Source organism: Massilia horti (assembly GCF_004614195.1).
Taxonomy (GTDB): Bacteria; Pseudomonadota; Gammaproteobacteria; order Burkholderiales; family Burkholderiaceae_D; genus Telluria; species Telluria horti.
This window is the reverse complement of the sequence record NZ_SPUM01000043.1, coordinates 1-15,681: the sequence shown is the minus strand read 5'-3', so window position 1 is coordinate 15,681 and position 15,681 is coordinate 1. Positions and strand designations below refer to the sequence as shown.

Annotated in this window: 17 protein-coding genes; 12 read left to right on the top strand and 5 right to left on the bottom strand. The window is 65.1% G+C overall.

Annotated elements, in window-relative coordinates:
- Positions 1 to 141 precede the first annotated feature (141 nt).
- The gene (gene moaC / locus E4O92_RS07220; protein ID WP_135189086.1) at positions 142 to 648 is read right to left on the bottom strand and encodes a cyclic pyranopterin monophosphate synthase MoaC; all 507 of its coding nucleotides are present in this window, start codon (positions 646 to 648) and stop codon (positions 142 to 144) included.
- Between the two features lie 71 nt (positions 649 to 719).
- Complete coding sequence (locus E4O92_RS25125; protein ID WP_229483132.1) at positions 720 to 974, bottom strand: hypothetical protein; 255 nt, start codon at positions 972 to 974, stop codon at positions 720 to 722.
- On the opposite strand from E4O92_RS25125, the gene E4O92_RS07215 reads away from it, so the two are divergent.
- Positions 964 to 2,343, top strand: a complete 1,380-nt coding sequence (locus E4O92_RS07215; protein ID WP_307721743.1) for a M48 family metalloprotease — start codon at positions 964 to 966, stop codon at positions 2,341 to 2,343. The genes E4O92_RS25125 and E4O92_RS07215 overlap by 11 nt on opposite strands.
- A gap of 124 nt (positions 2,344 to 2,467) precedes the next feature.
- On the opposite strand, the gene E4O92_RS07210 is transcribed toward E4O92_RS07215, so the two are convergent.
- The 3 genes from E4O92_RS07210 to E4O92_RS07200 are packed head-to-tail and all read right to left on the bottom strand — an operon-like array spanning position 2,468 to position 4,263.
- A complete protein-coding gene (locus tag E4O92_RS07210) occupies positions 2,468 to 3,055 on the bottom strand; it encodes a DUF2946 family protein (protein WP_135189085.1) in 588 nt (195 codons plus the stop codon).
- Positions 3,048 to 4,037 carry a YheT family hydrolase gene (locus E4O92_RS07205; RefSeq protein WP_135189115.1) on the bottom strand — a complete coding sequence of 330 codons (990 nt, stop codon included), beginning with the start codon at positions 4,035 to 4,037 and terminating at the stop codon, positions 3,048 to 3,050. The genes E4O92_RS07210 and E4O92_RS07205 overlap by 8 nt, the downstream gene beginning before the upstream one ends.
- Positions 4,038 to 4,068: 31 nt before the next feature.
- Positions 4,069 to 4,263 (bottom strand): zinc-finger domain-containing protein, encoded by a 195-nt coding sequence (locus E4O92_RS07200; protein ID WP_135189084.1) that lies wholly within the window; start codon positions 4,261 to 4,263, stop codon positions 4,069 to 4,071.
- A 214-nt stretch (positions 4,264 to 4,477) separates the two neighbouring features.
- Here E4O92_RS07200 and E4O92_RS07195 point away from each other — a divergent pair, with 214 nt between their 5' ends.
- From E4O92_RS07195 to E4O92_RS07145, 11 genes are all read left to right on the top strand, one after another.
- Positions 4,478 to 5,215, top strand: coding sequence for an AzlC family ABC transporter permease (locus tag E4O92_RS07195; protein WP_135189083.1), 738 nt, complete (start codon positions 4,478 to 4,480; stop codon positions 5,213 to 5,215).
- The gene (locus E4O92_RS07190; protein WP_135189082.1) at positions 5,208 to 5,552 is read left to right on the top strand and encodes an AzlD domain-containing protein; all 345 of its coding nucleotides are present in this window, start codon (positions 5,208 to 5,210) and stop codon (positions 5,550 to 5,552) included. Before E4O92_RS07195 ends, E4O92_RS07190 begins: the two co-directional genes overlap by 8 nt.
- Before the next feature lie 38 nt (positions 5,553 to 5,590).
- A complete protein-coding gene (locus E4O92_RS07185; protein WP_135189081.1) occupies positions 5,591 to 6,796 on the top strand; it encodes a phosphoglycerate kinase in 1,206 nt (401 codons plus the stop codon).
- 43 nt (positions 6,797 to 6,839) lie between these two features.
- A complete protein-coding gene (gene pyk, locus E4O92_RS07180; protein WP_135189080.1) occupies positions 6,840 to 8,288 on the top strand; it encodes a pyruvate kinase in 1,449 nt (482 codons plus the stop codon).
- 28 nt (positions 8,289 to 8,316) lie between these two features.
- Complete coding sequence (fba, locus tag E4O92_RS07175; protein WP_135189079.1) at positions 8,317 to 9,381, top strand: class II fructose-bisphosphate aldolase; 1,065 nt, start codon at positions 8,317 to 8,319, stop codon at positions 9,379 to 9,381.
- 203 nt (positions 9,382 to 9,584) lie between these two features.
- The gene (locus E4O92_RS07170; RefSeq protein WP_135189078.1) at positions 9,585 to 10,481 is read left to right on the top strand and encodes a phosphoribosylaminoimidazolesuccinocarboxamide synthase; all 897 of its coding nucleotides are present in this window, start codon (positions 9,585 to 9,587) and stop codon (positions 10,479 to 10,481) included.
- A 1-nt stretch (position 10,482) separates the two neighbouring features.
- Positions 10,483 to 10,980, top strand: a complete 498-nt coding sequence (gene purE, locus E4O92_RS07165) for a 5-(carboxyamino)imidazole ribonucleotide mutase (RefSeq protein WP_135189077.1) — start codon at positions 10,483 to 10,485, stop codon at positions 10,978 to 10,980.
- A gap of 6 nt (positions 10,981 to 10,986) precedes the next feature.
- Entirely contained in the window at positions 10,987 to 12,183 is a 1,197-nt protein-coding gene (locus E4O92_RS07160) for a 5-(carboxyamino)imidazole ribonucleotide synthase (RefSeq protein WP_135189076.1), read from the top strand.
- Complete coding sequence (locus tag E4O92_RS07155; protein ID WP_135189075.1) at positions 12,180 to 13,208, top strand: L-threonylcarbamoyladenylate synthase; 1,029 nt, start codon at positions 12,180 to 12,182, stop codon at positions 13,206 to 13,208. The genes E4O92_RS07160 and E4O92_RS07155 overlap by 4 nt, the downstream gene beginning before the upstream one ends.
- Positions 13,209 to 13,509: 301 nt before the next feature.
- The gene (locus E4O92_RS07150; protein ID WP_135189074.1) at positions 13,510 to 14,862 is read left to right on the top strand and encodes an SGNH/GDSL hydrolase family protein; all 1,353 of its coding nucleotides are present in this window, start codon (positions 13,510 to 13,512) and stop codon (positions 14,860 to 14,862) included.
- 78 nt (positions 14,863 to 14,940) lie between these two features.
- Positions 14,941 to 15,612: an OmpW/AlkL family protein gene (locus E4O92_RS07145; RefSeq protein WP_135189073.1), complete on the top strand. Its 672-nt coding sequence runs from the start codon at positions 14,941 to 14,943 to the stop codon at positions 15,610 to 15,612.
- The last annotated feature ends 69 nt before the right edge of the window (positions 15,613 to 15,681 follow it).

Here is a 15,681-nt window from a genome sequence, read left to right as displayed (position 1 = left end):
TGCCACCACCTTCCTGTTGGGACAAGCGCGGGACAAGCACCAGTTTTTTTCGCTTTAGGCGGGGTTGGCGCTGCTAGGCGGCTGTACGGTGAACTTGGGTCCTGGCCGAGCCAGTAATAAGTGTTTCCCTCAGTAGATCAATCACTTATCAATGTCCGCCGTCCAATCCCCGCTCTTGCCCCCGTGCTTCTCCAATACCCGCACATTGGTCATGACCATCCCGCGATCCGCCGCCTTGCACATGTCATAAATCGTCAGCAGTCCGACCTGCACGGCAGTGAGCGCCTCCATTTCGACTCCGGTCTTGCCGACGGTCTCGACCTGCGCGCGGCAGTGCACGCTGCTGGCCGCCGCATCGACACTGAAATCGACAGCGACGCGCGTGAGGGCGAGCGGATGGCACAATGGGACAAGGTCACTGGTGCGCTTGGCGCCCATGATCGCCGCGATGCGCGCGATCCCCAGCACGTCGCCTTTCTTTGCGCTGCCCGAAACGATGAGCGCCAGCGTCTCCGGCTTCATCCGGATCGTGCCGGCCGCTACCGCAACCCGGTGCGTCTCGCTCTTGGCGCCAACGTCGACCATGTGGGCCTGGCCAGCCGTATCGAAATGGGTGAGCTTGGCGTCGGAATCGGCAGGGAACGTCATTTGGGGTATCAGTACTTTCAGGCTGGTAACAAAGTGTTTGGTCAGCAGTGACAATCGCGTGGATGCAGGTATCATAGCATTGTGAAATCAATCCACCGTCCAGCGCTGTTGCCGCGCCGCCGGCTGTCCCGTCTGATTGCCGTCGCCTTCATGTCGGCGTCGGCAGCGTTCGCCTCTCCCTCACCCACGTTCTCGGCCGCGCCAGCGACGACCCCATTGGTCAAGGCGCCCGACAATACGACCTTGCCGATGCTGGGCGATTCGGCGCGCGGCGATTTGTCGCCCGTCGTCGAGCGCAGGTTGGGTGAGGAAATCATGAACGACATCCGCCGGGATCCTGATTACCTCGACGATGATCCCATCCTCGAATACCTGAACAACTTCGGCAACGCGTTGGTCGACGCGGCGCCCGGTGCCCGTGGCGAGAGCAACTTTAACTTCGGCTTTTTCGCGGTGCGCGATCCGATGCTCAATGCGTTCGCGTTGCCGGGCGGGTTTATCGCCGTGCACTCGGCACTGCTCATAGCGGCGCAGAACGAGTCGGAACTGGCATCGGTGATGTCGCACGAAATCGGCCACGTCGAGCAGCGCCATATCGCGCGCATGCTGGGGCAGCAGCGCCAGGATGCGCTGCTGCCGATCGCCGCGATGATCCTGGCGGTACTGGCGGCCAAGGCCAGCCCGGACGCGGCAATGGGCGTGATCATGGGCGGGCAGGGGCTGGCGCTGCAGCGCCAGCTCAGTTTCAGCCGCGATGCCGAGCGCGAGGCGGACCGGGTCGGCTTCCAGATCATGCGTTCGGCCGGCTACGACACGTCCGGCATGGTGTCGTTCTTCAAGCGGCTGGAGAACTCGAACAAGCTCTATGGCGAGCTGCCGGCTTTCCTGAGCAGCCACCCGCTGACCGGTGAGCGCATTGCCGACATCCAGGCACGGGTTCGCGAAATGCCGCGAAAGCAAGCGCGTCCGGACAGCATCGAATTTCACCTCGTGCGTGCGCGCGCCCGCGTGCTTCAGGACGAAAGCGTCAAGGGCCGGGCCGACGCCAGGGCGGCGTTCCAGGCGCAGCTGGCGCAGGAGAACAAGCAGCAGCAGGTGGCGGCGCAGTATGGCCTGGCGTTCCTGGCGCTGCGCGAGGGCGAGCTGGATAAGGCGCAAGGCTGGCTGGACAAGGCTCGCGTCAGCATGCAGCCCAAGCCGGGCGTATTCTCCGCCGAACCGGATGGGACCAGCGGTGAGGCAATGTTCAAGGGCCTGGGAATCGAGATCAAGCTGGCGCCCGGCCAGCCGCAGAACGTGCTGGAACAGGCGGCCAAGGATGCCGCGCAGGCGCAACAGCAATTCCCGCTGTCGCGGGCACTGGCACGGCAGTATGCGAGCGCGATGATCGCGGCCGGTCAAAACGAGGAGGCGGCGCGCTACCTGCGTGAACAGGTCAGGCAGTACCGCGAGGAGCCCAAGCTGTACGACCTGCTGGCCAAGGCGTATTCGGGACAGAACAAGATCGCGCTGCAGCACATGGCGCTGGCCGAATCGTATGCGCTCACCGGAGCGCTGCCAGCGGCTGTCGACCAGCTTCATCTTGCGCGCAAGGCCAATGACGCGTCGTTTTATGACCAGGCGGTGATCGATGCGCGCGAGCGTGAGATCCAGCAGAAGCAAAAGGACGTGAAGGACGACGGGAAGAAGAAGTAATTGGCCCGTCGCGTGCACGCCGTAGGGTGTGCAGCTCTGCTGCGCACGCGGTCACCGCATGCTGGCTTGCGGCTGCTGCTCCACTCCGCCCCGTTTGCGAACCGCGTGCGCACTGGTGCGCACCCTACGAGGAGGGCACCTGCACGTAGCCGAAATGCTCTGGCATCTGTCCGCTCTGGATGCGCTCGACTACGATGCGCTTGCTGCCGTGGTTCAGCACCAGCTCTCCCGCGCCGCCTTCCAGCCACGCCATCAGCGCCTCGTCCGACACCGGCGCGCCATCCATCTCCAGCTTGGCCAGCCACTGCGCCATGTCGCGGTCATCCAGTTGCGCGACCACGCCATCGCCTTGCACGATCGCCGCGCCGTGCTCGGTCAGGTAGGCTCGATCGAGCACGAAACCCGCCTGCCCGGTCTGCAGCACCAGCCCCGCCACGGGATCGGTGCGCGCGATGAACGGCGTGGCCTCGAGGTTGACGTACACCCGCTGCGGGCCGTTCTGGAAATACCAGCAGCCACGCTCGTCGTGTGTGTAGTTGCGGTTGATGAAACCGACCAGCGCCGCATTGGTCAGCCTGTCGCCCGGAACGCCTGCGCGCTGCGCTGCTTCGTCGCGCATGCGCCAGGCGCCGCGCGCGTCGAGTGCGAGCCAGCCGTAGCAGTGCGGCACGTTCGGCCACTTGGCCATTGCCTGTTTTACGATGTCATCCATGCTGTCCGTTCGGTTTGGGCAGTTCGTTCCCGCCCGCCGCACCCATCGTGCCGTCGAAGAAATGCAGTATTCGTTGCGGCAGCCAGTCGATGCGGCCGGGCGGGCGTCCGACCGCAAAGCCGACATGCCCGCCGTGCTCGGGATATTCGAGCCGCACCGACTTCGATGCCAGGTCCGGCAGGTAGACGCCCGGGAAAAACGGATCATTGCGCGCGTTGAGCACCAGCGTCGGCACCGTGATGTCGCGCAGGACGTGCTTGGCGCTCGCGCGGTCCCAGTAGTCGTCGGTGTCGCGGTAGCCGTGCAGCGGCGCGGTGACAATATTATCGAATTCGTAGAGGTCGCGCGCGGCGAGCATGGCGGCGCGGTCGAACAGGCCGGGATAGCGTTCCAGCTTGGCCAGGCACTTGGGCTTGAGGCTGCGTAGAAACACGCGCGTGTAGAGCATGTTAAAACCGGACGACAGCGATTCGCCGCCGCGCGCCAGGTCGAGCGGCGCGGAAACCGCACAGGCGGCATCGACGATCTCGGCCTGATGCTGGAATTCGCCCAGCCAGCGCAGCAGAGCATTGCCGCCGAGCGAGACGCCGGCCACAAAAAGCCGGCCGGGGAAGCGCCAGCGCAGGCGGCGCACGATCCAGTCGATTTCGAGGGCGTCCCCAGAGTGGTAGAAGCGGGGCGCGCGGTTGGCCTCGCCGGAGCAGCCGCGAAAGTGCGGCACCGCGCCCGACCAGCCGCGCTCGGCCAGCCCCGCCATCAGGGCGCGCGCGTATTGGCTGTCTGACGAGCCTTCCAGTCCGTGGAACAGCACGACCAGTGGCTGGCCCGCCAGGCCGTCGACGAAATCGACGTCGATGAAGTCGCTGTCCGGCGCTTCCCAGCGCTCGCGCCGGTAGGTGACCTTTGGCTTTTTGATGCAGGTCGCCGGGTAGATCGTCTGCAGGTGGCCATTGGGCAGCCAGGCGGGAGCGCGGTATTCCATGATAGTGGCACGCAGCAAGCGTGCGGTTCTGTCAGTGGTGCTTGAGCTCGGTGCCAGGCTTTAACCGGTACTCGGTGCCGCAGTACGGGCACCGCGCTTCGCCATGGTCGTCGAGCTCGAGGAACACGCGCGGATGCGACGACCACAGCGGCATTGCCGGATTCGGGCAAAAGGCCGGCAGGTCCTTGGCCTCCAGTTCGACCACTGGCATCGTCTTAGCGTTCATTTGTTTCTCCGTCAGGCAAAAGTTGGGCAAAGACACGATTTTAACGGATTCGCCATGCGGCCGAAATGATCGGTAGAATATCCAGTCCGATATACAGTCGAGCCCGTTTTCCTCGCTTTTTCCTTGCTTAAGCCGGAGGCCCGCCGACCGATTTCCATTTCATGCCCGACCGTTCCGCCGTATTTGCCAGGCCTGCATGTTGCAGGAATACCACATGAGTCCGCCCCAGCAGGGCGCGGTTGCTGACCGCCACGACCCCCTGGCATGGCGCCAGGGTATGCAGGCCGGCCTGCCCACGCTGTTTGGCATCGGCGCCTGGGGCCTGGTGGTCGGCATTGCGATGGTCAAGTCCGGCCTGACGGTGCTGCAGGCCAGCGGTATGACCCTGCTGGTGTTCGCCGGTTCCGCGCAGCTCGCTTCGCTGCCTTTGATCGCGGCCAACGCGCCGGTCTGGGTCATCTTCGCCACCGCGCTGGTGGTCAACCTGCGCTTCGTGATCTTTGCCGCCTTGCTGGCGCCGCATTTTGCGCACCTGCCGGCGCGCCAGCGTTTCTTTCTCGGCTATATCTCCGGCGACATGACGGTCGCCATGTTCCTGCAGCGCTACCCCAATCCGGCGCCGACGCCCGGCAAACTTTCGTATCTCAAAGGGCTGATGTACCCGAACTGGTTCGCCTGGCAGATCGGTTCGCTCGCCGGCATCTTCCTTGGCAGCGCCATCCCCAGCGAGTGGGGGCTGGGCTTTGCCGGCACGCTGGCGATCCTGTGCATCATGGTGCCCCTCATCATCAACAATGCCGCGCTGTGCGGCGTCGCGGTGGCGGCGGTGGTGGCGGTGCTGGCCCATGTGCTGCCTTACAAGCTGGGGCTGCTGGCCGCGGTCGTGCTCGGCATGTGCACGGCCATGGCAGTCGAGGAGGCGCTGGAAAAACGCAAGGAGCAGCATGGCTGATTGGGAAATCTGGCTCACCATCGGCGTGCTGGCGGTGGCCACCGCGGCCACCCGCAGTTCGTTCTGGCTGATCGGCCACCGGGTGGCGATCCCCAAACGGGTGCAAGAAATGCTGCGCTACGCGCCCGCCTGCGCGCTGGCCGCGATCATCAGCCCCGACCTTGTGCTCGGGCCGGATGGCGAGGTCCAGCTTGGCCTGTCGAATCCCAGGTTGCTGGCCGGCATTACCTCGTTCGCCTTTTACTTGTTGCGCAGGAACATGCTGCACACGATCCTGTTCGGAATGCTAGTGTTCACGCTGTTGCGCGTCTCGCATGTTTTTGCTGCGGCGGCCTAAGGTAGAATAACGATATTTCATTCCTACTGTTGAGCCTCATGAACGCCGCTCTGAATTTCACCCGCCTGCAAGACCTGATCGACCGCGATGTGCTGAAGAACAAGCGCGTTTTCATCCGTGCCGACCTGAACGTGCCGCAGGACGACGCAGGCAACATTACCGAAGACACCCGCATCCGCGCCTCGGTCCCGGCGATCCGTGACGCACTGGCCGCCGGCGCCGCCGTCATGGTGACCTCGCACCTGGGCCGTCCCACCGAAGGCGAATTCAAGCCGGAAGACAGCCTGGCGCCGGTCGCCAGGCGCTTGTCCGAACTGCTGGGCCAGCCGGTCGAGCTCAAGCAAAACTGGGTCGACGGCGTCGAGGTCGCGCCGGGCCAGGTGGTGCTGCTGGAGAACTGCCGCCTGAACAAGGGCGAGAAGAAGAATTCCGACGAGCTGGCCCAGAAGATGGCCAAGCTGTGCGACGTGTACGTCAACGACGCGTTCGGCACCGCGCACCGCGCCGAAGCCACCACCCACGGCATCGCCAAGTACGCGCCGGTGGTCGCCGCCGGTCCGCTGCTGGCGGCCGAGCTGGACGCGCTGGGCAAGGCGCTGGGCAATCCACAGCGCCCGCTGCTGGCGATCGTCGCCGGCTCCAAGGTTTCGACCAAGCTGTCGATCCTGCAAAGCCTGGCGAACAAGGTCGATAACCTGATCGTCGGGGGCGGCATCGCCAACACGTTCATGAAGGCGGTCGGCCTGAACATCGGCAAGTCGCTGGCCGAGCCGGACCTGGTCGGCGACGCCCGCGCCATCATCGACATGATGGCTGCGCGCGGCGCCCAGGTGCCGATCCCGGTCGACGTGGTGGTCGCCAAAGAGTTCTCGCCAACCGCGCAGGCCACGGTCAAGGACGTCAAGGACGTGGCGGACGGCGACATGATCCTCGACATCGGCCCGCAGACCGCAAAGATGCTGGCCGGGCAGGTGGCCAAGGCCGGCACCATCGTCTGGAACGGCCCGGTCGGCGTGTTCGAGTTCGACCAGTTTGCCGAAGGCACCAAGACGCTGGCGCTGGCGATCGCCGCGTCCAAGGCGTTTTCGATCGCGGGCGGCGGCGACACCCTGGCGGCGATTGCCAAATACAACATTGCCGACCGAATCGGCTACATCTCGACCGGCGGCGGCGCCTTCCTCGAATTTTTGGAAGGGAAAACCCTGCCGGCGGTGGACATTTTGCTCCAGCGTAGCGCCAAGTGACACCAGCGCAGCCGCGGGCTGCGTTTTTACTTCAAGGATAACTATGTACCGTGGCACAAAAATCGTTGCAACCATCGGCCCTGCGTCGACCGACTTCGACACGCTGGTCAAGATGATCCGCGCGGGCGTGGACGTCGTGCGCCTGAACTTCTCGCACGGCCGCGCCCAGGATCACATCGACCGCGCCGCCCTGGTGCGCCGCGCCGCCGCCGAATGCGGCAGGGAAGTGGCGATCATGGCGGACATGCAAGGTCCGAAGATTCGCATCGGTAAGTTCGAGGACGGCAAGATTACCCTGAACAACGGTGACACGTTCATCCTGGACGCCAAGTGGGGCGAGAACGGCGAACTGGGCAACCAGGAACGCGTCGGCCTCGACTACAAGGCCCTGCCGCGCGACGTCAGGCAGGGCGACCGCCTGCTGCTCAACGACGGCCTGATCGTGCTGGACGTCGACCGCATCGTCGGCAACGAGATCTTTACCACGACCAAGGTCGGCGGCGAGCTGTCGAACAACAAGGGCATCAACCGCCTGGGCGGCGGCCTGACCGCGCCGGCCCTGACCGCCAAGGACATGGAAGACATCAAGACCGCGATGAGCTTTCAGGCCGACTACCTGGCGATCTCGTTCCCCAAGAGCGCGACCGACATGGAAATGGCGCGCCAGCTGGCCAACATCGCCGGCGAGCCCTACCACCACAAGCCGATGATGATCGCCAAGATCGAGCGCGCAGAAGCGATTCCCGTGCTGCAGGAAATCCTGGATGCGTCCGACGGCATCATGGTCGCGCGTGGCGACTTGGCGGTGGAGGTCGGCAACGCGGCCGTGCCGGCATTGCAAAAGCGCATGATCCAGATGGCGCGCCAGTCGAACAAGCTGGCCATCACGGCCACCCAGATGATGGAGTCGATGATCGTCAATGCCGTGCCGACCCGGGCCGAGGTGTCGGACGTGGCCAACGCGGTGCTGGACGGCACCGACGCCGTGATGACGTCGGCCGAGACCGCATCGGGCAAGTATCCGGTCGAAACGGTCGAGATGATGGCGGCGATCTGCGCCGAAGCCGAGCAGTCCGAATACAACAAGCTGGACGCCGACTTCATGAACGTCCAGTTCACCCGCATCGACCAGTCGATTGCCTACGGCACACTATTTACCGCCCATCACCTGCGCGTGAAGGCGATCGTCGCCCTGACCGAATCGGGCTCCACCGCATTGTGGATGAGCAGGCACAGCATCGACACCCCGATCTTTGCGCTCACTCCGTCTCAGACGACGCAACGCAAGGCATCCTTGTATCGTAACGTGCAAGCTTTTCATCTGTTGCAGGAAGGGGGCAGCCACGCGGTGCTGCGCAAGGCCGAGGAGCTGTTGATGAAGGAGGGCGTGGTACGCAAGGGCGACCTGATCGTCGTCACCTGGGGCTCCCCCATGGGGCAGGCCGGCGGCACCAATGCGCTCAAGATCGTCCGGGTCGGCGAATTCGACTAACAGGTTTTCTTATTGTTTGGAGTACACCATGGCACTCGTATCAATGCGTCAATTGCTGGACCACGCCGCCGAACACGGCTACGGCCTGCCGGCGTTTAACGTCAACAACCTGGAACAGGTGCAGGCCATCATGGCCGCCGCCGATGCCGTTGGCGCCCCGGTGATCATGCAGGCCTCGGCCGGCGCCCGCAAGTACGCTGGCGAAGCCTTCCTGCGCCACCTGATCGACGCGGCGGTGGAAGCCTATCCGCACATTCCGGTCGTGATGCACCAGGACCACGGCCAGTCGCCGGCCGTGTGCATGGCTGCGATCCGTTCCGGCTTCACCTCGGTCATGATGGACGGTTCGCTGCAGGCCGACGGCAAGAGCGTGGCCAGCTACGACTACAACGTCGACGTGTCGCGCGAGGTGGTCAAGTTCTCGCACTCGATCGGCGTGACCGTCGAGGCCGAACTGGGCGTGCTCGGCTCGCTCGAGACGATGAAGGGCGACAAGGAAGACGGCCACGGCGCCGAAGGCACCATGACCCGTGAGCAACTGCTCACCGACGTCAACCAGGCCGCCGATTTCGTCGCGCGCACCCAGTGCGACGCGCTGGCCATTGCGATCGGCACCTCGCACGGCGCCTACAAGTTCACCCGCAAGCCCACCGGCGACATCCTGGCGATCGACCGCATCAAGGAAATCCACGCGCGCATCCCGAACACCCACCTGGTGATGCACGGCTCGTCGTCGGTGCCGCAGGACCTGCTGGCGATCATCCGCGAATTCGGCGGCGACATGAAGGAAACCTACGGCGTGCCGGTCGAGGAAATCCAGGAAGGCATCCGCCACGGCGTTCGCAAGATCAACATCGACACCGACATCCGCCTGGCGATGACGGCCGCGATCCGCAAGTACATGTTCGAAAACCCGTCCAAGTTCGACCCGCGCGACTACCTCAAGCCGGCGCGCGAAGCGGCAATGAAAATTTGCAAGGAACGCTACATCGCCTTCGGTTGCGAGGGCATGGCCGCCAAGATCAAGCCGATCCCGCTCGAGAAAATGGCCGAGCGTTACAAGGCAGGTGAACTGGCGCAGATCGTGAAGTGAAGTACAATTAGCGTTTTCCCGGATCAGCAGTGCTCGTCGTTCCCGGGCTCGGCGCCCCCCTTGGCGGGAACCCCATTCCCAGTGCAGCCGCGCGAGCAAAAATGGGGCCCCCGCCAAGGGGGGCGCCGAGCCCGGGGGCGACGCTATCAGATGCATCCAGACCGGCGGGATTTTCCCGCCGTTTGCGTTTCCAGACTATCTCTATGAACAGCCTCTACCAATCCACTATCCAGTCCCTGCCGCTGCTCGGCCGCGGGAAGGTGCGCGACAACTACGCCGTCGGCGACGACAAGATCCTGATCGTCACCACCGACCGCCTGTCGGCCTTCGATGTCGTGATGAACGAGCCGATTCCCGGCAAGGGCATGGTGCTGAACCAGATGACCGATTTCTGGTTCGGCAAACTTGGCCACATCGTGCCGAACCACCTGACCGGCATCGCGCCCGAAAGCGTGGTGGCGCCAGAAGAAGTGGAGCAGGTAAGGGGCCGCGCCGTGGTCGCCAAGCGCCTGCAGCCGATCATGGTGGAGGCGGTGGTGCGCGGCTACATCATCGGTTCCGGCTGGAAGGATTACCAGGCCACCGGCGCCATCTGCGGCATCGCGCTGCCGCCCGGCCTGCGCCAGGCCGACAAGCTGCCCGAGCCGCTGTTCACGCCGGCGGCCAAGGCTGACATCGGCGAGCATGACGAGAACATCAGCTTCGCGGAGATGGAAAAGCGCATCGGCTCGGAGCTGGCGCACAAGATCCGCGACATCAGCATCGCGCTGTACCGCGCGGCCGCCGACTACGCCGCAACGAAGGGCATCATCATCGCCGACACCAAGTTCGAGTTCGGCCTGGACGAGAACGGCGTGCTGCACCTGATGGACGAGGTGCTCACCGCCGACTCCTCGCGCTTCTGGCCGCGTGACTCGTACGCGCCAGGCATGTCGCCGCCGTCGTTCGACAAGCAGTTCGTGCGCGACTACCTCGAAACGCTGAAGGACTGGAACAAGACGGCGCCGGCGCCGACGCTGCCGCCGGACGTCATCGCCAAGACCCAGGCCAAGTACTTCGAGGCGATCGAGCGCCTGACCGGCGAAAAGCTGAAGGCCTGACATGAGCGAACAAGCCAAGCCGCTGGTCGGCGTCGTCATGGGTTCCTCGTCCGACTGGGACGTGATGCAGCACGCGGTCGCCGTCCTCAAGCAGTTCGGCGTGCCGTACGAGGCGCAGGTGGTCTCGGCGCACCGCATGCCGGACGAGATGTTCGCGTATGCCGAAAGCGCACGCGAGCGCGGCCTGCGCGCGATCATCGCCGGCGCCGGCGGTGCGGCCCACCTGCCGGGCATGATCGCCGCCAAGACCATCGTGCCGGTGCTGGGCGTGCCGGTCCCTTCCAGATACCTGCGCGGCGAGGACTCGCTGCTGTCGATCGTCCAGATGCCCAAGGGCGTGCCGGTTTCGACCTTCGCCATCGGCGAGGCGGGCGCCGCCAATGCGGCCTTGACCGCGGTGGCGATGCTGGCAAGTACAGACGAAGCGATGGCCGCCAGGCTGCTGGAATTCCGCGGCCAGCAGACCGCGGCTGCCAAGGCCATGACCCTGCCCGCATAGGAACATATGAGCAATACCAGGCATCTTCCATTCATCCCCGGCGTCGGCACGCCGGCCTGGCTCGGCGTCATGGGCGGCGGCCAGCTTGGCCGCATGTTCGTCCACGCCGCCCAGGCCATGGGTTACAAGGTGGCGGTGCTCGAGACCACGCCCGACTGCCCGGCGGGGCACGCGGCCGACCAGTTAGTTACCGGCGGCTATGGCGAGCGCGAGGCGCTGGACGAACTGGCCAGCCGCTGCGTCGCCGTCACCACCGAATTCGAGAACGTCCCGGCCGACAGCATGGCCTACCTCGCCGAGCGCACCTTCGTCGCGCCGGCAAGCGGCTGCGTCTCGATCGCCCAGGACCGCGTGCTGGAAAAGCGCTTTTTTGTGGAATGCGCGCCGGGATCTAGCGTGATGCCGGCGCCGCACAAGGTAATCGCCTCAATTGATGACATCGCCGCCATTCCCGACGACCTGCTGCCCGGCATCCTGAAGACCGCGCGCATGGGCTACGACGGCAAGGGCCAGGTGCGGGTGCGCACGCGCGAGGAGGTGCAGGCCGCGTTCGACGCCATGAAAGGCGTGACTTGCCTGCTCGAGAAGATGCTGCCGCTCGCATACGAAGTGTCGGTGCTGACCGCGCGCGGGCTGGACGGCGAAAGCGTGGTCTACCCGATCGCCGAGAACGTGCACCGCGACGGCATTTTGTTCACCACCACCGTGCCGGGACCGAACGTGTCCGACGACTGCGCGCGCCGCGCGCAGGACGCGGCGCGTGCGATGATCGCGCAGCTCGGCTACGTCGGCGTGCTGTGCATCGAGTTCTTCGTGCTGCAGGACGGCAGCCTGGTGGTCAATGAGATGGCGCCGCGCCCGCACAACAGCGGCCACTACACGATCGACGCCTGCGTCACCAGCCAGTTCGCGCAGCAGGTGCGGGCGATGGCGCGCCTGCCGCTGGGCGACGTGCGCCAGCATTCGCCGGCGGTCATGCTCAACATCCTGGGCGACGTCTGGTTCGAAGACGGCAGCGACACGGCGCGCGAGCCGGCATGGGAGCAGGTGCTGGCGATCCCCGGCGCCAACCTGCACCTGTACGGCAAGGTTGAAGCGCGCCGCGGCCGCAAGATGGGGCACCTGACCTTCGTCGCGCCGACCCTGGCCGACGCGCAGGACAGCCTGCGCCAGGCCTGCGCCATCCTGGGCATCGCACCGTGAGCGAGCGGTTCGACCAGGCGGCGGTCATTGCTGCCGCGCGCTTGCTGGAGCAGGGCCGCCTAGTCGCGTTCCCGACCGAGACCGTGTACGGCCTGGGCGCGGACGCCGAGAATCCGGCGGCGGTGGCCAGCATCTACGCGGCCAAGGGACGGCCGCAGGACCATCCGGTGATCGTGCACGTCGCACCCGAGGCGGGGCTTGACCACTGGGCCGCCGACGTTCCGCCGCAGGCGCGCGCGCTGGCGGACGCCTTCTGGCCCGGTCCGCTGACCATGATCCTCAAGCGCGCACCCGGCATCCCCGATGCCGTCAGCGGCGGGCAGGACACGGTCGGACTGCGCTGCCCTTCGCATCCGGTGGCGCTCGCGCTGCTGCGCGCGTTCAAGGGCGGCCGGGGCGGCGTGGCTGCGCCGTCGGCCAACAAGTTCGGCCATGTGAGCCCGACCACCGCGCAGCACGTGCTTGACGAATTCGGTGCCGACGGCACGGTGGCGATGGTGCTCGACGGTGGCCAGTCGCAGGTCGGCATCGAATCGACCATCGTGGACCTGTCGCGCCTGGCGACGCACGGGCCGGTGCTGCTGCGCCCGGGGCACATCAGCGCCGAGGCGATCGCAGCTGTGATCGGCCAGCTGCCGGCCGCGCCCGACGTCGCCGCCCCGCGCGCTTCGGGCACGCTCGAATCGCATTACGCGCCGCACACGCCGGTGGCGATGCAGGACCGCGCGCTGCTCCCTGTGACGCTCGCGCGCATGGCCGCGGGCGGGCGCAAGGTCGCGCTGATTCATTACTCGGACCTGCCGGCCGCGCATGCGCAAGTGCGCCTGCCGGCCACGCCGGAAGGCTTTGCCCACGCGTTGTATGCGGCGCTGCGCACCATGGACGGCAGCGGGGCCGACGTGATTTTGGTCGAAGCGCCCCCGACGGGTGGCTCCTGGCTCGGTGTGAACGACCGGCTGCGCCGCGCGGCGCACGGGTCGACGGCAGTCGTGCAAGGGCTCCTCGACGATTCGTCCCGGCGCTGATTGACTCGACTGCCGCTGCCGGCTCGCTCGGATACCTGGGCGAGCCGTGTCATTTCGGGTCACGCATGGCTGCCCGGCGCCCACACCGTTGTGGGCCACTCAGCACTTTCCTACAAGTATCTTTCCCGATATCACGTTGCTATAATCCCCCAGCGCTGACGACCTCTACGCACTGTTGTCACGAATAGACAATACGGAAACTATTTAGCTATACAAGCGGACCGAAGACTGGCATATTAATTGCGACACGAATAGCACGGGCGTTCGTTTCAAATAAGAATACTTTAATCTAGGAGATACAATGCGTAAGACCAACTTTGCGCTCGCGTTGTTGACGGCGGCAGCCCTGGCTGCGTGCGGCGGCAATGGCAGTACCGGCGGTGATCAGTCGCTCAAGACCAAGTTCAGTTCGCAGGTATCGTTCGGTGACAGCCTGTCCGACGTCGGCACCTACGCGGTCGGTCCGATCGCGGCCATGGGCGGCGGCAAGTACACCATCAACGGCAACAATACCTCCACGTCTCCCGACCTGACCGGCAAGAACTGGACCGAACTGGTGGCGGCGCAACTTGGTCTTCCCGCCCCGTGCGCGGCACAAACCGGCCTGCAGGGCGACGCCAAGCAGGGCTTTTCGGTGGCGGTCGTCAACAACAATAACTGCCTCAACTACGCCCAGGGCGGCTCGCGCGTGACCAATCCGGTCGGCCCGGGCAATGCCCTGACCGGTTCGCCGCTCGGCCAGATGACGGTCCCGGTCGCCAAGCAGATCGACAACCACCTGGCCAAGGTGGGCGGCAAATTCACCGGGACCGAGTTTGTCACAGTGATGGTTGGCGGCAACGACATCCTGATGCAACTGGGCGGGCTGCAAACCGACGCCACCGCGGCCGGCTCGACCGCATTCGCGACCTCGCTGACCGGCCAGCTCGCGGCCGGCGCTCCCAGCCCGGCCAGTGCCGCGCAGGCGATCGGGCTGGCGATCCAGACCGAGGCGGCCAGGCCGGGCTCGACCAGTGAAAGCATCGTCGGCGTCGCGGTCACTGCCGCCGTCAAGGCTGGCAACACGGCGGCGGGCAATCCTGCCGTGTACGGCCCGATGGTCGCCAAGGCCCAGACCGACGCGACGACCGCAGGCAACAATTACTTCGCCGCCAACTCCGCGCGCATCGTCTCGGCGATGGCCACGGCCGGTGCCGAAACGGTCGCGCTGGTCAAGAACCAGATCATTGGCAAGGGCGCCAACTTCGTGCTCGTGAATAACCTGCCCGACGTGGCCAGCACCCCGTCGGGCAAGCACCAGACCGCCGACGTGCAAAAGCTGATCGATACCGCGGTCAACGCCTACAACGACCAGCTCAAGAGCGGTCTGGCGGGCGAATCCAAGGTGCTGCTGGTCGACTTCTACACCGTCAGCAAGGACCAGGTTGCCAACCCGGCCGTATACGGGCTCTCCAACACCAAGGAGATGGCCTGCTCCACGGACCTGGCCAAGAACGCGCTGGGCGGCACTTCGCTGGTCTGCAACGCCAAAAACGTGGTCGCGGGTGACGTGAGCCGTTACATGTTTGCCGACGAAATCCACCCGACGCCGTTCGAGTACAGGCTGGTTGCCAGCTATGTGCTGGAACAGATGGTGGTCAAGGGCTGGCTGTAATTTCACGACGGGCCCGTCCGTCTCTCGGGCGGGCCGAGACCTAATAAGAAAGAACCAGGAGAACAAATGAAAGCATGTATGAATAGCGTCGTGAAGTTGCTGGCTGCCGCGGGGCTGCTGGCCGCCGCTTCCGCCGCATCGGCCCAGTCGACCGGGCAGTGGACGGTGGCGGTGGGCTTGAACAAGATCACCCCGAAGGTCGAATCTGGCGACATCTCGGCACCGGCCTTGCCGCACTCGAAGGGCGACGTCAACTCGAATACCCAGCCGGTGATGGTCTTCGCCTACGGCATCACTGACAATATCTCCGCCGAAGCGGCGATCGGTACCCCATACAAGCACAAGCTCTATGGCGCGGGCGCGATCGAGGGTACCGGCCAGCTGGGAACGGTTCAGGCGCTGCCGCCGACCGTGTTCCTGCAGTACCGCTTCTTTGCCCCGAGCAGCCGGGTGCGGCCGTATGTCGGCATCGGCGCCACCTATGCCTACTTCATGAAGGAAACCGGTTCGGGCAAGATGACCGCGCTGACCAATCCGGGCGCTGGTGAGCCGACCACGTTCAAGATCGACAACAAGCTGACCTATTCGCTGCAGGCTGGCGTGTCGGTCGACCTGACCGACCGCATCTTCGCGAACGTCGCGCTCCTCAAGACCAAGCTGAGCACCGACGTGCACTTCTCGTCTGGCCAGCAACAGCACATGAAGCTGGACCCACAGGCGGCGATGCTGACGGTCGGCTACAAGTTCTGAGCCGAGCCTGAACCTGTCTCGTCCTTAAATAGGTTGACGCGCCACGGCCTTTTTCGTTGCGCGTAAAGC

Excerpts from the sequence above, each read along its gene's own strand:
- moaC (WP_135189086.1), bottom strand. The coding sequence starts at position 648 with ATGACGTTCCCTGCCGATTCCGACGCCAAGCTCACCCATTTCGATACG.
- E4O92_RS07215 (WP_307721743.1), top strand. The coding sequence starts at position 964 with ATGAACGACATCCGCCGGGATCCTGATTACCTCGACGATGATCCCATC.
- E4O92_RS25125 (WP_229483132.1), bottom strand. The coding sequence starts at position 974 with ATGTCGTTCATGATTTCCTCACCCAACCTGCGCTCGACGACGGGCGAC.
- E4O92_RS07210 (WP_135189085.1), bottom strand. The coding sequence starts at position 3,055 with ATGGATGACATCGTAAAACAGGCAATGGCCAAGTGGCCGAACGTGCCG.
- E4O92_RS07205 (WP_135189115.1), bottom strand. The coding sequence starts at position 4,037 with ATGGAATACCGCGCTCCCGCCTGGCTGCCCAATGGCCACCTGCAGACG.
- E4O92_RS07200 (WP_135189084.1), bottom strand. The coding sequence starts at position 4,263 with ATGAACGCTAAGACGATGCCAGTGGTCGAACTGGAGGCCAAGGACCTG.
- E4O92_RS07195 (WP_135189083.1), top strand. The coding sequence starts at position 4,478 with ATGAGTCCGCCCCAGCAGGGCGCGGTTGCTGACCGCCACGACCCCCTG.
- E4O92_RS07190 (WP_135189082.1), top strand. The coding sequence starts at position 5,208 with ATGGCTGATTGGGAAATCTGGCTCACCATCGGCGTGCTGGCGGTGGCC.
- E4O92_RS07185 (WP_135189081.1), top strand. The coding sequence starts at position 5,591 with ATGAACGCCGCTCTGAATTTCACCCGCCTGCAAGACCTGATCGACCGC.
- pyk (WP_135189080.1), top strand. The coding sequence starts at position 6,840 with ATGTACCGTGGCACAAAAATCGTTGCAACCATCGGCCCTGCGTCGACC.
- fba (WP_135189079.1), top strand. The coding sequence starts at position 8,317 with ATGGCACTCGTATCAATGCGTCAATTGCTGGACCACGCCGCCGAACAC.
- E4O92_RS07170 (WP_135189078.1), top strand. The coding sequence starts at position 9,585 with ATGAACAGCCTCTACCAATCCACTATCCAGTCCCTGCCGCTGCTCGGC.
- purE (WP_135189077.1), top strand. The coding sequence starts at position 10,483 with ATGAGCGAACAAGCCAAGCCGCTGGTCGGCGTCGTCATGGGTTCCTCG.
- E4O92_RS07160 (WP_135189076.1), top strand. The coding sequence starts at position 10,987 with ATGAGCAATACCAGGCATCTTCCATTCATCCCCGGCGTCGGCACGCCG.
- E4O92_RS07150 (WP_135189074.1), top strand. The coding sequence starts at position 13,510 with ATGCGTAAGACCAACTTTGCGCTCGCGTTGTTGACGGCGGCAGCCCTG.
- E4O92_RS07145 (WP_135189073.1), top strand. The coding sequence starts at position 14,941 with ATGAATAGCGTCGTGAAGTTGCTGGCTGCCGCGGGGCTGCTGGCCGCC.